The sequence below is a fragment of the Pantoea sp. BJ2 genome, assembly GCF_040255075.1.
Taxonomy (GTDB): Bacteria; Pseudomonadota; Gammaproteobacteria; order Enterobacterales; family Enterobacteriaceae; genus Pantoea; species Pantoea leporis.
Genome location: NZ_CP158292.1, coordinates 1497375 through 1520694 on the forward strand (window position 1 = coordinate 1497375; position 23320 = coordinate 1520694).

Genomic DNA, 23320 nt, shown 5'->3' on the forward strand with positions numbered 1-23320 from the left:
CATGGCGATCACAGGGCGCTATGTCATTGGTGAGAAGGGGGCAGGGATGTTGCTAAACAATAAGAGCAAAATGAGTCGTGCTGCAGTAGCACTCGGTTTGTCACTGGTACTATCGCCGCTGGCTGTGAGCCATGCGGCCATCACCTCCACGCTACCCAATTCAACGCACCACAGTTCGATGTCGGTTGCTGCCAGCCAGCAGCAGATTCAGCAGGCGTTCAGCGCCACTGAACAACCTTTCTACCTGCCCGGTTTAGCCGGCATTTATGCGTCGCGCGATATGGCTCCGCTGTGGCAGGACCCGCAAGCGGTGCAGGCTTTCCAGCAGCAGTTGGCGGAAGTGGCGCTCTCAGGCGTACAGCCGCAATTCACCCGCTGGGTGGAGCGTCTGACTAACCCGAACATTAAAGGCCTGGCGCGCGATATCGTGCTCAGTGATGCGATGCTTGGCTATCTGCAGTTTGTTGCCAATGTGCCGACACAGGGTGAAACCTGGCTCTACAGCAATGTGCCTTACAAGCTGACCATGCCATCACTGGCGGCCATCAATCAGTGGCAGAATGCGGTGAACGGCGGCGGCAGCCGGACTTTCGTGGTCTCGCTGCAACCGCAGCATCCGCAATATGCGCCGATGCATAATGCGCTGAAAACGTTACTCACCGACGATCGCCCATGGCCACAGCTGCGTGATACCGTTACGCTACGCCCAGGGCAGATCAGTAATGATGTGCCTGCGCTGCGTGAGATTCTGCAACGCACCGGCATGTTGACCGCCAGCCATAGTACTACGCCAACGCCGGCGGAAGACGCGGTGCCAACTGCGCCGGTTCCGGTGAGCCAAAGCAATCAGCCGGTGGCGGTGAGCCCGTCTGCGGCAAACTTTGATGATATTGATGCGGCTCCGGCACTCGCTGCGACGCCTGAAGCGGCCAATAATGTGGCTGCTAATCCGACGGCAACCGGACCCAACGTGTATGACGCTGCGCTGGTGGAGGGCGTTAAACGCTTCCAGCACTGGCAGGGACTGGCCGATGACGGCGCAATTGGTCCGCGTACCCGTGAATGGCTGAATGTGCCACCGCAGATGCGTGCTTCGCTGCTGGCGCTCAACATACAGCGTCTGCGTCTGCTACCGGATGATATGCATAACGGCATCATGGTGAACATTCCCAACTATTCGCTGACCTACTACAACAACGGCGCCACCATTTTGTCATCACGCGTGATTGTGGGTCGTCCTGACCGCAAAACGCCGCTGATGCGTAGCGCGCTGAATAATGTGGTGCTCAATCCACCGTGGAACGTGCCAACCACGCTGGTGCGCCAGGATATTGTGCCGAAGGTGAAACAGGATCCGACTTATCTGTATAAGCACGGTTATACGCTGTTGTCGGGCTGGAGTGCGGATGCGGAAGTGATCGATCCTTCGATGATTGACTGGCGTATGGTGTCGGCCGCGAGCTTCCCGTATCGCATTCGACAGGCGCCGGGCGCAACTAACTCACTGGGTCGCTACAAATTCAACATGCCGAGTTCGGATGCGATTTATCTGCACGATACGCCAAACCATAACCTGTTCCAGCGCGATATTCGTGCGCTCAGTTCGGGCTGTGTGCGCGTGAATAAAGCCTCAGAACTGGCCGATCTGCTGTTGCAGGATGTGGGCTGGAACGACGGCCGTATCTCAGACACCTTGAAAGAGGGAAATACCCGTTACGTGCCGATTCGCCATCGTATTCCTGTGAACCTTTACTATTTAACCGCATGGGTCGCAGATGACGGCCAGCCGCAATATCGTACAGATATTTACAATTATGATAATCCCGCCCGTTCCGGTAGTCAGGTATTGCATAAAGCCGGTCAGTTGTTACTCTAGTAATTGATTTGGCTGTTTTCTCTTCACATGAATTTAACCAAGACCAGTCTCGAAAATTTGATTTTGAGCTGGTTTTGGTCTTCTGCAACATATTCTGGGTTGACTGACTCTTAGGCGGACGTTAATGTTCGGCCTTGTGTACTTTTCGCACATATTTTATCCGCTTTAGATTAGGTAACCTCGCTTCATGGCTAATATTGATTCTCAACGTCGTCGATTACTCTTGATTGGAGGCGCAGCAGCAGGATTATCACTGCTTCCTGGCTCCGCTCTGGCTTCGCTTTCCACCGCCCGCCCACGAGTATTGACGCTTAGTAACCTTCACACCGGTGAAACCCTTAAAACAGAGTTTTTTAACGGTAAGCGTTATGACAAGGATGAGTTAGCCCGCTTAAATCACTTCTTCCGTGATTACCGCGCCAATCAGGTGAAGACCATCGATCCCCATCTTTTTGACCAGCTTTACCGCCTGCAAACATTGCTGGATACGCGCAAGCCGGTGCAATTGATCTCGGGTTACCGCACCTTAGCCACCAACACCATGCTGCGTGAATCGGGCCCGGGCGTGGCGAAAAAAAGCTATCACACTAAAGGACAAGCGATGGATTTCCACATTGAGGGAATTTCGTTGAGCAATGTTCGCAAAGCGGCGTTATCTATGCGCGCCGGTGGTGTAGGATATTACCCGCGCAGCAACTTCGTACACATAGATACCGGGCCCGCAAGGCACTGGTCCTGATACCGGCAGCGCTGCGTGTGTCGGTCATGGAGCGCTATGAACTACCAAATTATTCCGGTTACGGCTTTTTCCCAAAACTGTTCAGTTATATGGGATGACGAAACTCAACAAGCCGCACTGGTCGATCCCGGCGGCGATGCGGAAACCATCAAAGCCGTGCTGGCAGAACGTGGTTTAACGCCATCGCAGATCCTGCTCACGCATGGACATCTTGATCATGTTGGTGCCGCTGCCGAGCTAGCGGCACATTATCAGGCGCCCATTGTCGGTCCGCATCCGCTCGATGCTTTCTGGTTAGATAATCTGCCCACACAAAGCCGTATGTTCGGTTTGCCCGAGTGTGCGCCGCTCACGCCCGATCGCTGGCTGGAAGAGGGTGAAACTGTGCAGGTTGGCAATGTCACGCTGGAAGTGCTGCTTTGTCCGGGCCATACGCCGGGACATATTGTGTTCTTCGATCGCGTTGGGCGTCTTCTGATTTCTGGCGATGTGATTTTCAACGGTGGCGTTGGACGCACCGATTTCCCGCAGGGCAGCCACAGCGACCTGATCGATGCGATTAAAACCAAGCTGTTGCCGCTAGGCGATGATGTGACTTTCGTGCCGGGGCACGGGCCTATCTCGACGCTAGGCCGCGAACGCATCAGCAATCCGTTCCTGCAAGAATAAAAAATGGGCCCTTTTGGCCCATTTGTTGTTATTTGCCGCCTGATTTATAAAACTGCGACAATCGCCTCACACAGCGCCGACATATTGTCTGGCGTCATGCCTGCCACGTTAACGCGACCCGAGTTCACCGCATACACGCCAAACTCCTCACGCAGACGCACTACCTGATCTTTGGTCAGGCCGCTGAATGAGAACATGCCGTTCTGCTTGATGATGAAGCTAAAGTCTTGATTAGCGCCTTTCTCCGCCAGTGTGTTCACAAACAGCTGACGCATGCGCTGGATGCGCTGACGCATATCGGCCAGCTCCTGAATCCAGATGGTGCGCAGCGCGTCATTGCTGAGGATGGTGGCGACGACCGCCGCGCCGTGTGACGGCGGGTTAGAGTAGTTGGCGCGAATGGTGTATTTCACCTGGCTAAACGCAGTTTTGGCCACGTCGCTGCTCGCTGCAACCAGCGTTAATGCACCTACACGCTCATTATACAAACCGAAGTTCTTCGAGTAAGAGCTAGCAACAATCAGATCCTGATGTGAAGCGGCAAAAATACGCAGCCCTTGCGCATCTTCATCCAGACCGCGAGCAAAGCCCTGATAGGCGAAATCAAACAGCGGCAACCATCCTTTCTCTAGCGACAGTTGCGCCAGCTGTTGCCATTGCTCTGCAGACGGATCAACGCCAGTTGGGTTGTGGCAGCAGCCGTGGAACAGCACTACATCGCCTGCTTTGGCTTCCTGCAGCGATGCCACCATGGCGTCGAAATCCAGGCTGTGGCTTGCGGCATCGTAATAATCGTAATCACACACTTCAAGGCCAGCAGCGTTGAACACATTGTTATGGTTCGGCCAGCTTGGGTTGCTCACCCAAACGCGCTTGACGCTGGTCTGGTTTGCCAGAAAATCTGCTGCTACGCGCAGGGCGCCGGTACCGCCTGGTGTTTGTGCCGTACAGGCGCGACCCGCAGAAATCAGCGCGCTCTCTTTGCCGAACAGCAACTCCTGCGTGCATCGTGCGAAATCCGCCAGACCATCAATGCTCAGGTAGTTCTTGGTGGTTTCATTTTCCAGCAAATACTGCTCAGCTTTTTTAACACTGGTGAGGACCGGCGTTTTACCGGTTTCATCTTTATAAACACCAATGCCAAGATTGATTTTATTCGGCCGGTCATCGGCACGAAAAAGGTCAGCCAGTCCCAGAATAGGATCGGCGGGTGCGGCAGAGATCGATTCAAACATGAGTCAGTTCCGTTTAGGTGAACTTTAGCGAAATGAGCTATCAGGTTAACGTCAGTCGGCACGCTTGCCAACCGCTGATATAAAAAAGAAATATGTCGGTGAGATAAAGTAGAAAAGCTAATTGCGAAGCCGATCACTGAAATGCAAAACGGAGCCCGAAGGCTCCGTTTTTAGGTATTACGCAAATCTAATCAGGTGATTAGAACTGGTAAACCAGGCCAACGCCAACAACGTCGTCGGTGCTCACGCCCTGAGCGCGGGTGTAATCGTTGTCATCCAGCAGGTTGATTTTGTAGTCAACATAGGTAGACATGTTTTTGTTGAAGTAGTAGTAGGTACCCACTTCGATGTATTTAACCAGGTCAGCATCGCCACCAGCGAAGGTTGCACCGTTAGCGGTGTTACCGTTCAGCTGCTTACCTTTTGACTGCAGGTAAGCGATGGATGGACGCAGACCGAAGTCGAACTGGTACTGTGCAACCACTTCAAAGTTCTGAGTTTTGTTAGCAGTCTGACGAGCAGTGTTACCGTAAGCAGTAGTGTTACGTGCTTCACCGTAGAACGCTGCCAGGTAGACGTTGTTAGCATCATATTTCAGACCGAAGCCGTATGCGTCAGCTTTATCGCCATTGCCGTCCAGTGCTTGCTGATCGGTACGGTCAGAAGAAGCGTATGAACCTACAACGCTAACACCCATGCCGGTGTCATAAGCTACAGAAGTACCCCAGCCGTCGCCGTTGTCATGCAGTACGTCACGACCTTCGTTTTTGCCTTGATACTGTGCAGCGAAGCTCAGGCCATCAACCAAGCCGAAGAAGTTGCTGTTACGGTAAGTAGCCAGGCCGTTAGAACGACCGATCATGAAGTTGTCATTTTCCTGGTACATGGTGTCATCACCAAATACCGGCAATTGGTCGGTGTAAGACATTGCGTCATAGATAACGCCGTAGTTACGACCGTAGTCGAATGAACCTGCATCGCCAAATTTCAGACCTGCAAAGCCCAGACGAGTTTTAGAACCGCTGGTGCCCTGAGATTCTGCAACGTTTGCCTGAACGTTGTATTCCCACTGGCCATAACCGGTCAGTTGGTCAGTAATCTGAGTTTCGCCTTTGAAACCGAAACGCACATAAGTTTGGTCACCATCATCGCCAGCGTTATCAGAGAAAGTATGACGCGCATCAACTTTACCGTACAGGTCCAGTTTGTTGCCGTCTTTGTTATAAATTTCTGCTGCGTTTGCTGCGCCGGCAGCTAACAGAGCAGGGATAACCACTGCAAGAATGTTGCGCTTCATCATTTTTTATTACCCTCATTGGAGTTATTTGGACATCTGCCACTGCTGCCAAGAAATCTTTACAGAACCTTGAAAGAAGTTTGATGTCTCCTGTGTCTGCACGCATCTTTCCATCACAGGGTTGCTAATTCTAGCCCGAAGATGATTCAAATCTCGCAATTAAGTATCAAAAGGAAAAATTGTATGACAATTTGTAAAAATTCGGGAACTTTGTGAGAGAACTCTAAATTTACAAAAATAAAAAAAGGCCGGCTAGGCCGACCTCTTTATATATATGAATTACTTATAATTAATCGCTAAATTTAGAAATTCGCGTTGCGAGGGGTACGTGGGAAGGGGATAACATCCCTTACATTTTGTACGCCGGTGACATAGGCGATTAATCGTTCGAAACCTAATCCAAAGCCGGCATGTGGCACGGTGCCGTAACGGCGCAGGTCACGATACCACCAATAATCTTCTTTATTGAGTCCCATTTCTGCCAGACGTGCATCCAGCACATCCAGACGCTCTTCACGCTGTGAACCCCCGATGATTTCGCCGATGCCTGGCGCGAGAACATCCATCGCCGCTACGGTTTTGCCATCTTCGTTCATGCGCATATAGAAGGCTTTAATGTCTTTCGGGTAGTTTTTCACTACCACCGGCGCCTTGAAGTGCTGCTCGGCGAGATAACGCTCGTGTTCGGATGAGAGATCCACGCCCCAGGAGACCGGGTTCTCGAAGCTCTGGCCGCTTTTCAGCAGGATTTCAACCGCATCGGTGTAATCCACCTGAGCAAAGTCGGTAGTCACGAAACGCTCGAGACGCGCAATCGCATCTTTATCCACGCGCTCAGCAAAGAAGGCCATGTCATCAGCACGCTCGTTGAGAACGGCCTGGAACACGTATTTCAGCATAGATTCTGCCAAAGCGGCCGCATCATCCAGCGTCGCGAACGCCACTTCCGGCTCCAGCATCCAGAATTCCGCCAGGTGACGGCTGGTGTTGGAGTTTTCGGCGCGGAAAGTGGGACCAAAGGTATACACCTTAGACAGCGCACAGGCGTAAGTTTCGGCGTTGAGCTGGCCCGATACGGTCAGGAAGGCTTCTTTACCGAAGAAGTCTTTATCGAAATCGATTTTGCCCTGCGGATCGCGCGGCAGGTTTTCCAGGTCCAGCGTTGAAACGCGGAACATCTCGCCAGCACCTTCGGTATCCGAAGCGGTGATCAGCGGAGTCGAAACCCAGAAATAGCCGTTTTCGTGGAAGAAGCGATGCAGCGCCTGCGCCAGCGTATGACGCACGCGCGCCACGGCGCCTACAAGGTTGGTACGTGGACGCAGATGCGCCACTTCTCGCAAATATTCGATGCTGTGACGTTTCGCCGCCATCGGATAGGTATCCGGATCGTCAACCCAGCCGGTAACTTCAACGTTAGTCGCCTGCAGCTCGAAAGCCTGGCCTTCGCCCGGCGATTCGACCACTTTACCGGTAATGATTACCGAGCAGCCGGTGGTCAGACGCAGCACTTCATCCTGATAATTATTCAGAGAATTATTGACGACGGCCTGAACGGGATTAAAGCAGGAACCGTCGTAAACGGCGATAAAGGAAAGACCAGCTTTGGAATCTCTTCGGGTACGCACCCAACCACGTACGGTGACTTCACTGTCAACCGCGACACGGCCGTGCAGTACATCCGCTACAGGCACAACGCTCATAAAGTTCTCTCTATATATAAAAGAAGGTGGATAAAAGCCCTTATTCAGGGTTTTGCTATGTTACTTGCGAGCCCACAGGAAACAAGCAAAATTGCCGGGTAAACAGGAGATTTGTTGCGTGAGAGCAGGGCGCAAGCGCCCTGCTATAAGAATCAGCTGGCTCTTTTGACCAGCGGCAGATCGAAGGCTTTGCGCAAGGCGCGCACGAAGGCTTTATCCTGGCAAATGGTTTTGCCGGGGCTGTCGGAGAGTTTTGCCACCGGTTTGCCATTGCAGCTCACCAGTTTGATCACGATATTCAGCGGCGTCACGCCCGGAATATCGCAGGACAAGCGTGTTCCGATACCGAACACCACGTTGGCACGTTGGCCAAAGTGACGATAGAGCGCCAGCGCTTTGTCCAGATTGAGGTTATCCGAGAACACCAGCGTTTTGCTTTTGGGATCGATATCCAGCCGCTGATAGTGCGCAATGGCTTTTTCACCCCATTCCAGCGGATCGCCGGAGTCGTGACGCAGGCCTTGATAGCGATGCGCAAAGCCCGGACCAAAGTCGCGCAGGAAAGCATCCATGGTGATGCAGTCGGTTAAAGCGATGCCTAACTGATCGTCATACTCATCCAGCCAGGATTGCAGCGCCGCACGTTGGCTGTTCGCCAATACCGGGCTGATTTGCTGGTGTGCCTGGAACCATTCATGCGCTTGCGTACCCACCGGATTAAGCTGCAGGCGGCGCGCCAAATCGTAGTTGCTGGTGCCCACCAGCCACGGAAACTCCGCTTTAAGCGTAGCGACAATCGCTTCCTGCACCGCTTTTGAGTAGCGGCGACGCGTGCCGAAATCCATCAGCTGGAAGCGTGACATATCCAAATCGCCGACCTGCTGACGGAAATCGACCAGCTTGTGCTGCAAGTGCGCAACCGCCTGCTCCACACCCATCTGCGGCGTGCGGTGGCGATGCACCACTTCACTGATCAGCGCCAGCAACGGCACTTCCCACAAAATCACTTCACGCCACGGCCCGCTGATCTGAATCGTCAGATGGCCGTTGTTGTTACGCACGTTGACTTGTGAGGGATCGAGGCGGAACTGGCGCAGCCAGTCAAGGTAATCGCGTTGGAAGAAAGGCAGCCCGCTGAGGTAGTGATACTCATCGTCGCTCAGGGCGAGCGTTTGCAGGGTTTCAATTTGTGCGCGGATCTCGTCCGCATAAATACCGAGCAGTTCGTCGCCACGGCAGCGAAATTCCGCCGTAACCGGGACATCATAATAGCGATGATAGACGGCCTGCTGCATGTGAAGCTTATACGCATCGGTATCAAGCAGCGTGGTCAAAATCGGGGAAGCATGTCCAGTCATGGTGCGTTTCAGCATCCTCTTCCGCGGAGCAGAGCCCGGTGTTCAACAAAGTCATAAAGACGCAGGAGTATAAAACAGTAATGACCGCGATCACACCATAATTGCGGGTGGCAGGTCGAGGGTCATTTGTGCCATTGTTAATGAATTGTAGCCTTTTCAACGAACGCACGCATTGACCGTGGCAACCGAGGCACAACCCGCTTAGACTTTGACGGGTCAACATATTAACGATTTAACGATGCGAGAAGGACTCATGACGCAACAGCCGCAAATTAAATATCGCCACGATTACCGTGCGCCGGACTACACCATTACCGATATCGACCTGACTTTTGATCTGGATGCGGCTTCAACGCGTGTCACGGCGGTCAGTCAGGTGAAGCGTCTGGGCGCTACCGATGCGGAACTGCGTCTGGATGGCGAAGATCTCACGCTGGTATCGCTGGCGGTGGATGGCAATCCGTGGCCGCATTACCGCGAAGAAGAGGGCGCGTTGTTCATTAGCCAGCTACCGGACAACTTCACTCTGACCATCATTAATGACATTCATCCGGATAAAAACACCGCTCTGGAAGGGTTATACCAATCCGGCGATGCGCTTTGTACCCAATGTGAAGCCGAAGGTTTCCGCCATATTACGTGGTATCTCGATCGCCCAGACGTGCTGGCGCGCTTCACCACCACCATTATTGCCGATGCCGCGCGTTATCCTTATTTACTCTCCAACGGCAACAAGCTGGAGAGCGGTCGCCATGAAGATGGCCGCCATTGGGTGAAGTGGCAAGATCCTTTCCCGAAACCGTGCTACCTGTTTGCGCTGGTGGCGGGTGATTTCGACGTATTACGTGATAGTTTTACTACGCGTTCAGGCCGCGATGTGGCGCTGGAGATCTTTGTCGATCGCGGCAACCTTGATCGTGCTGATTGGGCGATGACCTCGCTGAAAGCCAGCATGAAGTGGGATGAAGAGCGCTTTAACCTTGAGTACGACCTCGACATCTTTATGATCGTCGCGGTGGATTTCTTCAATATGGGGGCGATGGAGAACAAAGGCCTTAACGTCTTCAACTCCAAATATGTGCTGGCGAAAGCCGAAACCGCCACCGACAAAGATTACCTCGGCATTGAAGCGGTGATCGGTCACGAGTATTTCCACAACTGGACCGGCAACCGCGTGACCTGCCGCGACTGGTTCCAGCTCAGCCTGAAAGAGGGGCTGACAGTATTCCGCGATCAGGAGTTCAGCTCCGATCTCGGTTCGCGCGCGGTGAACCGTATCGATAACGTACGTGTGATGCGCGGTGCGCAGTTCGCGGAAGACGCCAGCCCAATGGCGCACCCGATTCGTCCGGATCAGGTGATCGAAATGAACAACTTCTATACCTTAACGGTGTATGAGAAAGGGTCAGAAGTGATCCGCATGATGCACACCTTGCTGGGCGAAGAGAGTTTCCAGAAAGGCATGCAACTCTATTTCGAGCGTCACGATGGCAGCGCCGCCACCTGCGATGATTTCGTGCAGGCGATGGAAGATGCCTCGAACGTCGATCTGTCGCAGTTCCGCCGCTGGTACAGCCAGGCGGGCACGCCAATCCTGACGGTGCGCGATGACTACAATCCAGAGCTGGAACAGTACACGCTGCACGTCACCCAGCGCACGCCGGCCACCGCCGAGCAGAAAGAGAAGCTGCCGCTGCACATTCCGCTGGATATCGAACTGTACGATAACGAAGGCAAGGTAATCCCGCTGCAGCATAACGGTCATCCGGTGCATCACGTGCTGAACGTCACCGAAGAGTTCCAGACCTTTATTTTCGATAACGTTTACTTCCAGCCGGTGCCATCGCTGCTGCGTGAATTCTCTGCGCCCGTGAAGCTCGACTACAAATGGAGCGATGCGCAACTCACCTTCCTGATGCGCCACGCGCGTAACGACTTCGCGCGCTGGGATGCGGCGCAAAGCCTGCTGGCAACCTACATTCGCCTCAACGTCGCACGTCATCAGCAGGGCCAGCCGCTATCGCTGCCGCTGCATGTGGCAGATGCGTTCCGCGCTGTGCTGCTGGATGAGCAGGGCGATCCGGCGCTGAAAGCGTTGATTCTTTCGCTGCCGTCTGAAAATGAAATCGCCGAACTATTTGATGTCATCGATCCGCTGGCGATCTCAGCGGTGCGCGATGCGCTGGTGCGTACGCTGGCTAAAGAGCTGAGTGACGAATTCTTTGCGCTCTATCTGGCCAACCAAAGCAGCGAATACAAAATTGAGCACGCGGAGATTGGCAAGCGCACGCTGAAAAATGTCTGCCTCGGTTACCTGGCCTTCGCCGATGCGGCACAGGCGGACAAGCTGGTGCAGGCGCAATATCAGCAGGCAAACAACATGACCGATGCGTTAGCGGCGCTGTCTGCAGCGGTGGCGGCGAACCTGCCGTGCCGCGATACGCTGCTGGCGGCCTACGATGAGCGCTGGCATCAGGATGGTCTGGTGATGGATAAATGGTTTGTGCTGCAAGCCACCAGTCCAGCGGCGGACGTGCTGAGCAACGTGCGTGAGCTGCTGAATCACCGTTCGTTCACCATGGGCAACCCGAACCGTATCCGTTCACTGATTGGTGCGTTCGCGTCTGGTAATCCCGCGGCGTTCCACGCTAAAGATGGCAGCGGTTATCAGTTCCTGGTGGAGATGTTGACCGATCTCAACACGCGCAACCCGCAAGTGGCTGCACGCATGATCGAGCCGCTGATTCGCCTGAAACGCTACGATGCCGATCGTCAGGCGCTGATGCGTAAAGCGCTGGAAACGTTGAAAGGGCTGGATAAGCTGTCGGGCGATTTGTACGAGAAAATCACCAAGGCGTTAAACGCGTAAGAAAACCATGCGCAATAAATTGCGCCGCTACGAATAAATGTATGCATTCGTAGCGGCGCGATTTATCGCGCGTCTTTAATTAACTCTGCTGCGCAAACTTCAACGGCTGTTCTGACGAGCCGCGCTTCATCACCCGATCCAGCACTTCCGCTTCCAGCTCTGCCAGACGTGCCGATCCGCGACGGCGTGGGCGCGGTAAGTCGACGATCAAATCCAGGCCAATCTGGCCTTCCTCAATCAACAATACGCGATCGGCAATAGCCACCGCTTCGCTGACATCGTGCGTCACCAGCAGCACGGTGAAGTTATGCTGCTGCCACAACGACTCAATCAATCCCTGCATTTCGATACGCGTCAACGCATCCAGCGCACCGAGCGGCTCGTCGAGCAGCAGCAAACCTGGGCGGTGAATCAGCGCACGCGCCAACGCCACACGCTGTTTCTGCCCGCCAGACAACGCGGCAGGCCATTCATTGGCGCGATCCGCCAATCCCACCGCTTCGAGTGCTTCCAGCGCGGCGGCGCGCCATTCGCGGCCTTTCAGCCCCAGCCCAACGTTATCAATCACCTTTTTCCACGGCAGTAAGCGTGAATCCTGGAACATCAAACGCGTATCTTCGCGCGCCTCGGATAACGGCGCATTGCCCGCCAGCAACGCCCCGCGCGTGGTGGATTCCAGACCCGCCAGCAGGCGCAGCAAGGTACTTTTCCCGCACCCACTGCGGCCGACGACGGCGACGAACTGCCCGGAGGGGATGTGCAGGTCGATATTATTCAGGATGGTACGATCGCCATATTGCTTGCTGACGCCATTCACGCCAACCGGTGTACCGCGATTTAAGCGCGCCGGATTTAGGGTTGCGTTGCTCATGCGTTCTCCTTCACTTGGTAAGCCGGATGCCAGCGCAGCCAGACGCGCTCCAGCAGTTGTGCCGCGACGTCGGCGAGTTTGCCGAGCAGGGCATAGAGAATGATGGCCACCACCACCACGTCGGTTTGCAGGAATTCACGGGCGTTCATCGCCAGATAACCAATGCCAGAGTTAGCGGAAATGGTTTCGGCGACAATCAGCGTCAGCCACATCAGGCCAAGGGCAAAACGTACGCCAACCATAATCGAAGGCAGCGCACCCGGCAGAATCACCTGAATGAACAGGCTCCAGCCAGACAAGCCGTAGCTGCGCGCCATCTCGACCAAACCCCGATCAATATTACGAATGCCGTGATAAGTATTCAGGTAAATCGGGAACAGCGTGCCCAGCGCCACGAGGAAAATCTTGGCGGATTCGTCGATGCCGAACCATAAAATCACCAGCGGAATCAGCGCCAGATGCGGCACGTTACGCAGCATCTGCACCGAGGTATCCAGCAAGCGTTCGCCGACGCGCGAGGTGCCGGTAATCAAACCCAGAATCAAACCAATCGAGCCACCAATAGAGAAACCGATGGCGGCACGCCAGCTGCTGATCGCCAGGTTTTGCCACAGTTCTCCGCTCACCGTCAGCTTCCAGAAGGTGATGAGGATGTTTTCCGGCGACGGCAAAATGCGCGTCGACAGCCAACCCACTTGCGATGCCAGTTGCCACAGCGCAATCAGCACCACCGGTAAAACCCAGGGCAGTACAGCATTCGTTAGCTGTTTTTTAACGTTCGCCATCATCTGCTCCTTTAGCTCTGCGACACTTTTTGCGGCGTGAAATCGTTGGCCACCGCTTCACCGTGCGCTTGCACCACGCGCGGCTTCGGCACTTCCGGAATCGCCAAATCGAGGTGCGGGAACAGCAACTCACCCACGCGATAAGCCTCTTCCAGATGCGGATAGCCGGAGAGAATAAAGGTCTCGATGCCGAGATCCTGATACTCCTGCATGCGCGCCGCCACGGTTGGGCCATCGCCCACTAACGCGGTACCTGCGCCGCCGCGCACCAGGCCGACACCGGCCCACAGATTCGGGCTGATCTCCAGCTTGTCGCGACGTCCACCGTGCAGTGCGGCCATGCGCTGCTGGCCTACCGAATCGGTGCGCGCAAACGCGGCCTGCGCTTTGGCAATGGTGGCATCGTCGAGATGGGCAATCAGGCGATCCGCCGCTTGCCACGCTTCTTCATTGGTTTCGCGCACAATCACGTGCAGACGAATCCCGAAGCGCACGGTGCGGCCTTGTGCCGCCGCTTTGGCGCGCACTTGCTCAATCTTCTCTTTAACTAACGCCGGCGGTTCGCCCCAGGTGAGATAGACATCGACCTGTTCAGCGGCCAAATCCTGCGCGGCATCTGATGATCCGCCAAACCACAGCGGCGGACGCGGTTCCTGCACTGCTTTAAACATCAGACGCGCACCGCGCACCTTCACATGCTTGCCTTCGTAATCAACGGTTTCGCCTTCGCTCACCCGCCGCCAGACGCGGGTAAACTCAGCGGACTCTTCATAGCGTTCACGGTGATCGAGGAACACGCCATCGCCGGCTAACTCTTCCGGATCGCCGCCGGTGACCAGATTAAACAGCGCGCGACCATTCGACAGACGATCCAGCGTGGCGGCCTGACGCGCCGCCTGCGTCGGTGAAATCACGCCCGGACGCAGTGCGACGAGGAAACGCAGACGATGCGTAACCGGAATCAATGACGCCGCCACCAGCCAGGCATCTTCACAGGAGCGACCGGTGGGGATCAGCACGCCGCCGAAGCCAAGGCGATCCGCTGCCTGCGCAATCTGTTGCAGGTAACCATGATCAACCGGGCGCGAACCTTCCGCGGTGCCAAGATAGTGGCCATCGCCGTGCGTCGGGAGAAACCAAAATACGGATACGCTCATGATTAATTTCCTTTAGGCTGGGCGGATTGTGGATGCCAGATGCGGTCAGCAATATTCACTTTTACCGGCATCAGATGATTGGCATAAAACAGATCGGCCGTTTGCTGTTGGGCCTGCGCGGTATGGGCGCTGACCGGCGTAATGGTGGTCGGTGGACGATGGTCGAGATAGCTGGCAATTACCGGTTTTGGTAAGCCCATCGCATTCGCCAGCAGATCGATACTCTGGTCGCGCTGGCTGCGCGTTAGCGCATCGGCTTCGCTGAAGGTATTCAGTACCTGCTGCACGAAGGCGCCGTTCGCCTCGGTGTATTTGCGCGTGGCTAAATAGAAGGAGCCGGTTTGATTGAGTTTGCTGCCGTCGGCCAGCACGCGCACGTTGCCTTGCAGCAGCGCGGCAGAGTAGTAAGGATCCCAAATCGCCCAGGCATCAACGTCACCTTGCTGGAACGCGGCGCGCGCATCGGCGGGCGTCAGATAGGTTGGCTGAATGTCTTTAAAGCTCAGTCCGGCCTGTTCCAGCGCACGCAGCAGCAGGTTGTGCGAGCTGGAGCCTTTCTGGAACGCCACTTTATGCCCTTTCAGTTCGGCCACGCTGTGAATCGGGCTGTCTTTCGGCACTAAAATCACTTCGGCTTGCGGCTTGGGTGGCTCCGAGCCGACATACAGCAGATCGGCACCTGCGGCCTGCGCAAACAGCGGCGGGATGTCGCCGGTGCTGCCCAAATCGATGCTATCGACGTTAAGCGCCTCGAGCATCTGCGGGCCCGCCGGGAATTCCACCCACTTTATGTTGGTGTGCGGGAAGCGCTGCTCCAGCAGCTTGTGGGTTTTGGCCAATACCATGCTCACCGAACCTTTCTGATAACCGATGCGCAACTGTTCTGGTGCGTCGGCGGCCTGCGCGCTCACGCTCAAGGTGAGCAGTGCCGCGACGGCTGGCATGAGTAAACCCGTCAATATCCTTTTCATCTCTCTTCCTTTATACCGCTTGTGCGTAAGGTGGGTGGCGACGATGTAGCGCGTACCAGAAGGTATCCAGCGCTTCATCAATGCGTTGCGAGAGCAGCGGATCGAGCAGCGGCTGGCGGTCGTAATCGGTAACCTGGCCGTCAGTGGCGAACACGCCGTGCAACACTTCCTGTGCCTTTAGCGCGTTGAGTACCGGCTTCAGCGCGTAGTCCACCGCCAGCAGATGTGAAGCACTGCCGCCGCTGGCCAGTGGCAACACCACTTTGTGTTCCAGCGCGCGCTCGGGCAGCAGATCGAGCAGGGTTTTCAGTGCGCCGGAGAACGAAGCCTTATAAATAGGCGTGGCGACAATTACGCCATCCGCCAGCGCCAAATCGGCTTTCAACGCGGCCAATGCGGGAGAATCGAAGCGTGCATAGAGCAAATCTTCAGGCTGGAAGTTGTGAATATTCCATGGAATCACTTCGACACCGCGTGCTTCCAGCACGTGCTGGCACAGGCTCAGCAGCGCAGTAGAGCGTGAAGGGAAGCGAGGGCTGCCCGCCAGCGTAATAACCCGCATGGTCACTCCTTATAACTAAAAGTTATTGATTATCTGATATTCAGAACTGATGTGTTCAATACTGTCAGAGCAGGCAGCGAGGCTTAAATGATTTATCTGGTAATCCTAAGTCGCAAAATGGGATAGCCAGTAGCATATAAAGAGGGGATGAAAACGCAGGTTTCAGGCGCTTAGGTATAATCTGAAAAGCGAGGCTGCAAGGGTGCAGTTATATAAATCCTGCGGCCTCAGTGAATGACGTTAATGATTAAAGGGCGTGATGCATGGGTAAAACAGAGTAGTAACCAGAGAAATATATTTACACAGACCGCGCAGTTACCGATAGCATGCAGTGCTTGGTATTGAAAGTTATGGGAAAAGATAAACAATTCTCCACTATTCACTCCTCCATGAATCGGATAAAACTGAGCATCCGTTGTTTATTTCCTAATTTACCGTGGTTTTTATTTCACGAAATTCATGTCTAAACGCGAATAAAGGTTAATAAAATACGCACTATTCAACCCGCTTGTTACAAGTCATGCAAATTTTCGCCGATCAACATCACACTTCATGCAGCTGCGCTGAACAATTAATTTCGTAAGTTACATGTTAATGCTAATCGTGGTTGGAATTACAATTCCAGGCCTGTTTATAATTGGTTGAGCTAATTTCCGCTAGAACACGATAACGATATTTCACTTATTTATTTACGCCCGCGTTTTGTGGCGTGAACTGCCGTTGCGGCAAATCAATTTATTTTTAGGGAGATATATATGGGTAGTTCTTCATTTGCTCAGGATTTAACTGAGCAGCGGGTCGCGCCTGCCACCTTCAATCGCATCTCACCCTCACCTAACGCTGCAGAAGAGCTGGTATGTTACTGGCTGCAACCCGATGCTGCGGGATCGCATCTCACCTCGTCATTGCTGCCGACCTTTCCGCACAGCACGCCGGCTGAAGATGATTTCCTGCTGTTCAGCGCGGAACGCAGCGCCTTGCCGGCCAACCTGCTGCAGGACGTGGCAAAGCTCAGTGACCAGCGTCCCGAGCTGAACTGTTTTGTGGTCTCACTGGCGAAGCGCGAGCTGGCGAACGGTTTACACTCTTCTCTGCAGCTGTTTCAGCAACTGCATGCGCAGCGCTGGTGGCAGCAGGGCGGCTTTGTGGTGATCTTGCGTGCTGGGCTGGCCCGCGCGGGTGGGCCGCTGACGCGTATTCAGGATGTGATGCTGGCCGGATTACTGCATACGCAAACGGCGTGGGTGCTCGATTATGCCAGTGAAGCGTCGCTGACCACTCAGGTAGAAGCCTCGCCGCGCTTAACCTATCAGCAATTTATTACCGATTATGAAAAACTCACACGATTGTCACACTATATTCCGGAGCGAAACCGCTATCGGGAAAGTTATTTACGCAGCGGCTTATTACAATTAGTCCAGCACGAGTTGAGTGGTGCCGATAAATTCTCAGATAATACCCGCCATGCATTAACCTACTTTGCTGAAAACTTCCCGGCCAAAGGTGCAATGGAAAAACTCATGTTGAAACAACCTGACATCTATTTCGCCATGATGAAAATGAGAAAAAAGCTGGGCGCTTAGCACCAACGTTAATTTTAAGAATAACTCCGGTGTGCGCGTGAATACTTTTATGTCACGCTTAAGGCCACTGAGATAATCCCCAGATGCCAAAACACCTATGTCTATAAAACGTAACGCGATTGCCAACTATGTTGGTCAAATCTATCTGACGCTGTCAGGTATTTTGGTTGTACCACTTTATATTCAACACTTAGGTATGGAAGCCTACGGTTTAGTGGGCTTCTTTTCGATTTTATTAACCTGGCTGCAATTACTCGATGCCGGTGTTTCGACCACCTTGATGCGGGAAGCGGCGCGCTATCGTGCTAATCAGGCGGAATTTGTCTGGTTCCCGGCGCTGTTTGCCACGCTGACCAAATTCTTCTTGTTCTCCACGATTGTGCTGGTGGTGTTGGGTTGGCTGGCGACGCCGTGGATTGCCACGCACTGGCTGGATGCGCGTCATCTTCCGGCGGGCGATGTGGTGATTGCCGTGGCGATTATGGTGATCACTGCGGCGATACGCTGGCGCACCAGTCCGTATCGCAGCGTGATTGTGGGCTTCGAACATCAGGTGTGGCTGAACGGCGTCAACCTGATTATCACCACCTTGCGCACCTTTGGCGCGGTGCTGGTGATTCAATTCTTCTCTAATGCGGTATTGGCGTTCTTTGTCTGGCAGCTGCTGGTGTCGATTGCCGAAGCGGCCTGCTGTATCTACAAATCCTGTCAGCTGATCCCCAAAGCGGCGCGCAAAGAGAAGCGCGGCGATCTGAAAGAGGTGCTGAAACCCTTTATTCGTTTTGCGCTCAGCGCGGCATTTTCCAGTGCGGTGTGGACCTTTATTTCGCAAATTGACCGACTGGTGCTCTCCAAGACGCTGCCGCTAAGTGAATACGGTTCATTTACCGTGGTGGCGACGGCCGCGACCGGCATTCTGCTGTTGAGTAGCCCGATCATGCAGGCCATCGTGCCACGCATGACCGGCATGAAAACCCGCAAAGAGGGCGATGCGGAGTCCTTGAAACTTTACCGCTACACCACGCAGGCGGTGGCGATCTTTATGGCGCCGCTCAGTATCACCATCGCCTGTTACGCCGGCCCGCTGCTGTGGGCGTGGACGCAGAAAAGTCAGATTGTTGATGAGATGTCATTTGTCCTTAGCCTGTACGCATTAGGCAGTGGCATTCAGGCCATCTGCGGTTTGCTCTATCACCTGCAATACATCAACGGCAACCTCAAGCTGCACATGAAAGGCTTCACCTGCTTTGCCGTGCTGCTGGTGCCGCTCAACATCTGGTGTGCCATTCACTACGGCGCACTCGGCACCGGTTGGCTGTGGCTGGGGCAGAACATCTTCTATCTGGTGGGCTGGGCGTGGCTGGTGCATCGCCGCTTTGCGCCGGGCATTCATTTCACCTGGTTAACCCGCGACGTGATGCTGATTTGGGCGGTTTCTGCGGCTGTCGCCTGGCTGAGCACCTTGCTGCCGATCGAGTGGAACCAAAATCGCTGGCTCAACCTGCTGTGGCTTGGCTTGATTGGCGCATTCAATCTCGGCATCTGCTGTCTGCTGCATAGTGTGGTGTTGAAGCGTCTCAGAATTCCGTTGTTTAACGTTGAGGAAAGAGGATGAGCATGATGTCATCTCACCGTATCCCTACGGTTTCGGTCATCATACCGAACTGGAATTGCGCGCCCTGGCTGCCAGAAGCGATGGGTTCATTGCTGCGTCAGTCATCGCCGCCGGAACAGATCATTGTTATCGACGATGGTTCCAGTGACAGCAGCGTAGCCTGGCTCACGGCGTTTGCGGCTCAGCATCCGCAGGTGATCCTGCTGAGCGGTGAGCGCGGCGGCGTCAGCGCCGCGCGTATGAAAGGGCTCTCTGTCGCAACCGGTGATTTTGTTTACTTCATGGATGCCGATGATTTTGTCTCCACCGATTTGTTCGCCGACTTCCGTCGCGTGCAGGCGCGCCATGAAGATATCGATCTGTTCTGCTTTGGCGCGAAAATGTTTTTTGATGTGCCTGCCGCGCAGCGCCACTATCAAACCATTCACCAGCGTCATGTCAGTGGATTGCTGCCCGGTGGCAGCACCAGTTTACGTACGCTGATGCAGCATCAGTCGGCGCATCGCGTCGTGTGGAGCAGCATCATTTCGCGTCGCTTGATTGATCAACTGGCGCTGCAGTTTCTGCCGATTCAAAACCATGAAGATGCGCCTTACATGTTTGCGCTCTATCTGCAGGCGCGTAACATTTATTGCACCAGCCAAAGCTACTACTACAAACGCTTTATGCTGACGTCGCTGTCGCAAAGCACGCGCGATTTTTCCTATGTGAAAAATTACTTTATTGCGCGTGAAAGCAGCGAACAGTTCCTGCGCGATCGGCAACTGCCGGTGGATGCGGCGTTGCTGGATAGCTATTACCAAACGGTGATGCACAGCTGCCTGGCGCAGATGCGCAAAAATCACATGGTGATCCCAACGGATTGGCAACCGCAGGTGAATCAGCTGGTGCGCAATGTATTGCAACATAGCGCGCGTCTGAAGCTGATGTGGTATTGCCCGACGATTTACAGTGGTTTGCAGGCGTGTCGCGAACAGCTTGGGCGCTATTCAGCACGACGCTGATAACGATCAAATTGTGATGCAGTAGAACAATTTACTTTTGCGCCAGCGCACCTTACCATTCTGGCGCACATTTTCCCGTGCACCCCGACTTCCCTGGTTTCCGTCATTGAGGAGAGTGCATGTTATATCCTATCGTCCGGCCAGCGCTGTTTAAGCTTGATCCTGAGCGTGCGCACGAACTCACCTTTCAACAACTGCGTTTTATTAGCGGCACTCCGCTGGAAGGGCTGATTCGCCAGTCGCTGCCATCACGTCCGGTAACCTGCATGGGATTAACCTTCCCGAACGCGCTCGGCTTAGCGGCCGGTCTCGATAAGAATGCCGAGTGCATTGATGCCTTCGGCGCGATGGGCTTTGGTTTTGTCGAAGTGGGAACGGTAACGCCACTGGCGCAATCGGGAAATGATAAACCGCGTATGTTCCGCTTAGTGCCTGCCGAAGGGATTATTAACCGCATGGGGTTTAATAATCTCGGCGTTGATCATCTGATTGCCAACGTTAAAAAGTCGCGCTTTAAGGGCATTCTCGGCATCAATATTGGCAAAAATAAAGATACGCCGGTCGAGAAAGGCAAAGACGATTATCTGATCTGCATGGAAAAGGTATATGCCCACGCCGGTTATATCGCCATCAATATTTCGTCACCCAACACGCCAGGATTACGCACGCTGCAATATGGCGAAGCGCTGGACGATCTTCTTTCTGCCATCAAATTAAAACAGCAAGAACTACAACAAAGGCACCTTAAATATGTGCCGGTGGCGGTAAAGATCGCGCCGGATCTGACTGAAGAAGAATTGATCCAGGTTGCCGACAGTTTGGTGCGCCACAATATTGATGGTGTGATTGCCACCAATACCACGCTTGATCGTTCGCTGGTCACCGGCCTTAAATATGCCGAAGAAATGGGCGGATTAAGTGGTCGTCCGGTGCAGTCACGCAGCACCGAAGTGATTCGCCGCCTGGCGCAAGAGCTGCAGGGCCGCTTACCTATTATCGGCGTCGGTGGTATTGATTCGCTGGTTTCTGCGCGTGAAAAAATTACCGCGGGTGCAACATTAGTGCAGATATACTCTGGATTTATTTATAAAGGCCCAGGCTTAATTAAAGATATCGTGACCCACCTCTAAGACATTTCCCACTTTACTGCGCCGAGGGGTTTATTTATCCCTTCGGCTCGTTTATATTTTGTCCTGCTGATGCCTTTTTCAGCTTTTTCTCAGATTTATTTTTTTAATTAAGCGCCGTTTAGCGCAGCGATAAACCACAGGGCAGATCATGAAATTCAAACCTGATGACAACTGGCGTTGGTATTTCGACGCTGATCATGACCGCATGATGCTGGATTTAGCCGACGGCATGTTATTTCGCTCGCGCTTCTCGCGCAAAATGCTGACGCCTGATGCCTTTAATGTCAGCGGTTTTTGCGTTGATGACGCCGCGCTCTATTTTAGCTTTGAAGAACGTTGCCGTCAGAGTGGATTAAAAGGCGATCAGCGTGCGGAATTAGTGTTAAACGCGCTGGTGGCCAGTCGTTTTCTCAAACCCCTGATGCCAAAAAGCTGGCACTTCACGAATCATGCGCACAGCTGGCAGCCAGCAGCGGGCGATATGGTGGCGGTGACGCTGGCTGATAGCGGCGAACAGGCACAACTGTTTGTGGTTGAAAGCGGTGAAAATGCCGCGCTGTGCTTATTAGCGCAAAACGCGCTAACCGTGGCGGGTAAAGGTATGCAGTTGGGTGATGCGATTAAGATCATGAACGATCGTCTGCGTCCGCAGCAGCAGGAACAAACCGCCCACTTTGCGCGGGCGGTGTAATCGGCTTACGCCAGTTCGATATCGCCTGCCGGAATACAGCTGCAGCTTAAGATGGTACCATCCGCGCGCACCGCGCTTTTCTTCAGTGCTTTCACTTCACCCGCCACCAACGTCACTTTGCAGCTGCCACAAATCCCGGCACGGCACGAGTAGGGAATGCGGAAACCCTGCATTTCCAACTGTTCCAGCAGCACTTGCTGATTGTCGCCGCTAAAGCTCGTCCCCTGATAATCGATGCTCACCGCGCTGTGGCTGCTAGCGGCTGGCGCCAGCGTTTCGACCACGGCGCCCGCACCGTAAGTGCGAGGCGTTTGCTTCTCGATAATGGTCACCGCATCGCCGACGCGAATAATGCCGCTATTAAGGGCGATCAAATTCAGGCCGAAATCGATATCGCCGCTGCCATCCTGCGCGCTGCGAAAACCCTGCAAGGTCGAGAGCGGTTCGCCATCAGGATGTTTACGGCCGCTTTCGGTACCGACGGTGGTAAACACGCAGCGGCTGCACGGCTTCGGCATCTCAAAGGTGATCTCGCCAATTTGCAGGCGTTTCCAGCTATCTTCTTCCCAGGCAGCCGCGCCGTTCACCACCAGATTGGGACGGAACTGCTCAACGCGCACGCTGGCCGGACAGCGCTGTTGAAGATCCTGCAACGAGGCCATATTCACTAACAGGTAAGGAAAACCGTCGGCGAAACTCAGTGGCACATGATCAAAACGCTTCACGCGGCGCGTCGGTTGCACGCCGGTCCAGCGCAGCTGCACCGGACGCGGGAAGAAGGTGCTTAACCAGTTGTTGATCGCGTCAGGTGCAATATGCGCGGTGAAATGGTTGCCCCAGACTTCGGTGGGTGACTGCTCAGCGGTGAAATCAGCGAAGCGGATCAGCGCCTGCGAACCATCCGGTGCCTGCACAAACAGCCCGTCCGGCAGCAGCGCCGGGGTAAAGCGCACCATTTCCGGAAACTGGCGGGCGGTCACGAACGTGCCGTCCCGTTCGGTCACCATAAAGATGCGATCAAAGCCCAGACCGCTTTCCAGCACCTGCGCATGTGACAGTTGCAGACCGCGCATAGATTTAACGGGATGGATGTAAAGGCGTGAAAGCGTAATCATCACCACTCCAAAAAAGGGGTCATAAGTTTTAAAGAAGCTAACTTTATGACATAGCACGCTGATTCGCTATAATGCGCAGCAATTTAAGCA

The 23320-nt window shown here is 54.2% G+C and carries 19 protein-coding genes; 9 read left to right on the forward strand and 10 right to left on the reverse strand.

All coding sequences use genetic code 11. The features are described from left to right. The first annotated feature begins 46 nt into the window (after positions 1–46). From ldtD to AAF463_RS06805, 3 genes are all read left to right on the forward strand, one after another. A complete protein-coding gene (ldtD, locus tag AAF463_RS06795; RefSeq protein ID WP_350261753.1) occupies positions 47–1876 on the forward strand; it encodes a L,D-transpeptidase in 1830 nt (609 codons plus the stop codon). A gap of 187 nt (positions 1877–2063) precedes the next feature. After that, a complete protein-coding gene (locus AAF463_RS06800; protein ID WP_101760946.1) occupies positions 2064–2615 on the forward strand; it encodes a YcbK family protein in 552 nt (183 codons plus the stop codon). A gap of 36 nt (positions 2616–2651) precedes the next feature. Then, on the forward strand, positions 2652–3284 hold the full coding sequence (locus AAF463_RS06805; RefSeq protein ID WP_350261754.1) for an MBL fold metallo-hydrolase: 633 nt from the start codon (positions 2652–2654) through the stop codon (positions 3282–3284). Positions 3285–3328: 44 nt separating this feature from the next. On the opposite strand, the gene AAF463_RS06810 is transcribed toward AAF463_RS06805, so the two are convergent. The 4 genes from AAF463_RS06810 to pncB all read right to left on the reverse strand — a co-directional run bounded on the left by AAF463_RS06810 (position 3329) and on the right by pncB (position 8877). Next, positions 3329–4519, reverse strand: a complete 1191-nt coding sequence (locus tag AAF463_RS06810; protein WP_350261755.1) for an amino acid aminotransferase — start codon at positions 4517–4519, stop codon at positions 3329–3331. A 199-nt stretch (positions 4520–4718) separates the two neighbouring features. Next, positions 4719–5819, reverse strand: coding sequence for a porin OmpC (gene ompC / locus AAF463_RS06815; protein WP_101760943.1), 1101 nt, complete (start codon positions 5817–5819; stop codon positions 4719–4721). 299 nt (positions 5820–6118) lie between these two features. Then, on the reverse strand, positions 6119–7519 hold the full coding sequence (gene asnS, locus AAF463_RS06820) for an asparagine--tRNA ligase (protein WP_350261756.1): 1401 nt from the start codon (positions 7517–7519) through the stop codon (positions 6119–6121). 152 nt (positions 7520–7671) lie between these two features. Next, positions 7672–8877, reverse strand: a complete 1206-nt coding sequence (gene pncB / locus AAF463_RS06825) for a nicotinate phosphoribosyltransferase (RefSeq protein WP_350261757.1) — start codon at positions 8875–8877, stop codon at positions 7672–7674. A gap of 253 nt (positions 8878–9130) precedes the next feature. Here pncB and pepN point away from each other — a divergent pair, with 253 nt between their 5' ends. Continuing rightward, positions 9131–11746, forward strand: a complete 2616-nt coding sequence (pepN, locus tag AAF463_RS06830; protein WP_350261758.1) for an aminopeptidase N — start codon at positions 9131–9133, stop codon at positions 11744–11746. 79 nt (positions 11747–11825) lie between these two features. Here the strand turns inward: pepN and ssuB are convergent, their stop codons facing one another. The 5 genes from ssuB to ssuE are packed head-to-tail and all read right to left on the reverse strand — an operon-like array spanning position 11826 to position 16092. Continuing rightward, on the reverse strand, positions 11826–12617 hold the full coding sequence (gene ssuB / locus AAF463_RS06835; protein WP_101760939.1) for an aliphatic sulfonates ABC transporter ATP-binding protein: 792 nt from the start codon (positions 12615–12617) through the stop codon (positions 11826–11828). Further along, the gene (ssuC, locus tag AAF463_RS06840) at positions 12614–13402 is read right to left on the reverse strand and encodes an aliphatic sulfonate ABC transporter permease SsuC (protein WP_192234541.1); all 789 of its coding nucleotides are present in this window, start codon (positions 13400–13402) and stop codon (positions 12614–12616) included. Before ssuC ends, ssuB begins: the two co-directional genes overlap by 4 nt. 11 nt (positions 13403–13413) lie before the next feature. After that, positions 13414–14559 (reverse strand): FMNH2-dependent alkanesulfonate monooxygenase, encoded by a 1146-nt coding sequence (gene ssuD / locus AAF463_RS06845; RefSeq protein ID WP_350261759.1) that lies wholly within the window; start codon positions 14557–14559, stop codon positions 13414–13416. Between the two features lie 2 nt (positions 14560–14561). Next, entirely contained in the window at positions 14562–15530 is a 969-nt protein-coding gene (locus tag AAF463_RS06850) for a sulfonate ABC transporter substrate-binding protein (RefSeq protein WP_137385505.1), read from the reverse strand. 10 nt (positions 15531–15540) lie between these two features. Beyond that, complete coding sequence (ssuE, locus tag AAF463_RS06855; RefSeq protein ID WP_350261760.1) at positions 15541–16092, reverse strand: NADPH-dependent FMN reductase; 552 nt, start codon at positions 16090–16092, stop codon at positions 15541–15543. Positions 16093–16847: 755 nt separating this feature from the next. Between ssuE and AAF463_RS06860 the strand changes: the two genes are divergently transcribed. The 5 genes from AAF463_RS06860 to AAF463_RS06880 all read left to right on the forward strand — a co-directional run bounded on the left by AAF463_RS06860 (position 16848) and on the right by AAF463_RS06880 (position 22115). After that, positions 16848–17675, forward strand: a complete 828-nt coding sequence (locus AAF463_RS06860) for a hypothetical protein (protein WP_137385507.1) — start codon at positions 16848–16850, stop codon at positions 17673–17675. 97 nt (positions 17676–17772) lie between these two features. Continuing rightward, positions 17773–19290: an oligosaccharide flippase family protein gene (locus AAF463_RS06865; protein WP_350261761.1), complete on the forward strand. Its 1518-nt coding sequence runs from the start codon at positions 17773–17775 to the stop codon at positions 19288–19290. A gap of 2 nt (positions 19291–19292) precedes the next feature. Continuing rightward, positions 19293–20294, forward strand: a complete 1002-nt coding sequence (locus tag AAF463_RS06870; protein ID WP_225614528.1) for a glycosyltransferase — start codon at positions 19293–19295, stop codon at positions 20292–20294. A gap of 119 nt (positions 20295–20413) precedes the next feature. Beyond that, complete coding sequence (gene pyrD / locus AAF463_RS06875; RefSeq protein ID WP_350261762.1) at positions 20414–21424, forward strand: quinone-dependent dihydroorotate dehydrogenase; 1011 nt, start codon at positions 20414–20416, stop codon at positions 21422–21424. A 148-nt stretch (positions 21425–21572) separates the two neighbouring features. Then, positions 21573–22115, forward strand: a complete 543-nt coding sequence (locus AAF463_RS06880; protein ID WP_350261763.1) for a cell division protein ZapC — start codon at positions 21573–21575, stop codon at positions 22113–22115. A 5-nt stretch (positions 22116–22120) separates the two neighbouring features. On the opposite strand, the gene AAF463_RS06885 is transcribed toward AAF463_RS06880, so the two are convergent. Continuing rightward, positions 22121–23230 (reverse strand): YcbX family protein, encoded by a 1110-nt coding sequence (locus tag AAF463_RS06885; protein ID WP_350261764.1) that lies wholly within the window; start codon positions 23228–23230, stop codon positions 22121–22123. Between the last annotated feature and the right edge of the window lie 90 nt (positions 23231–23320).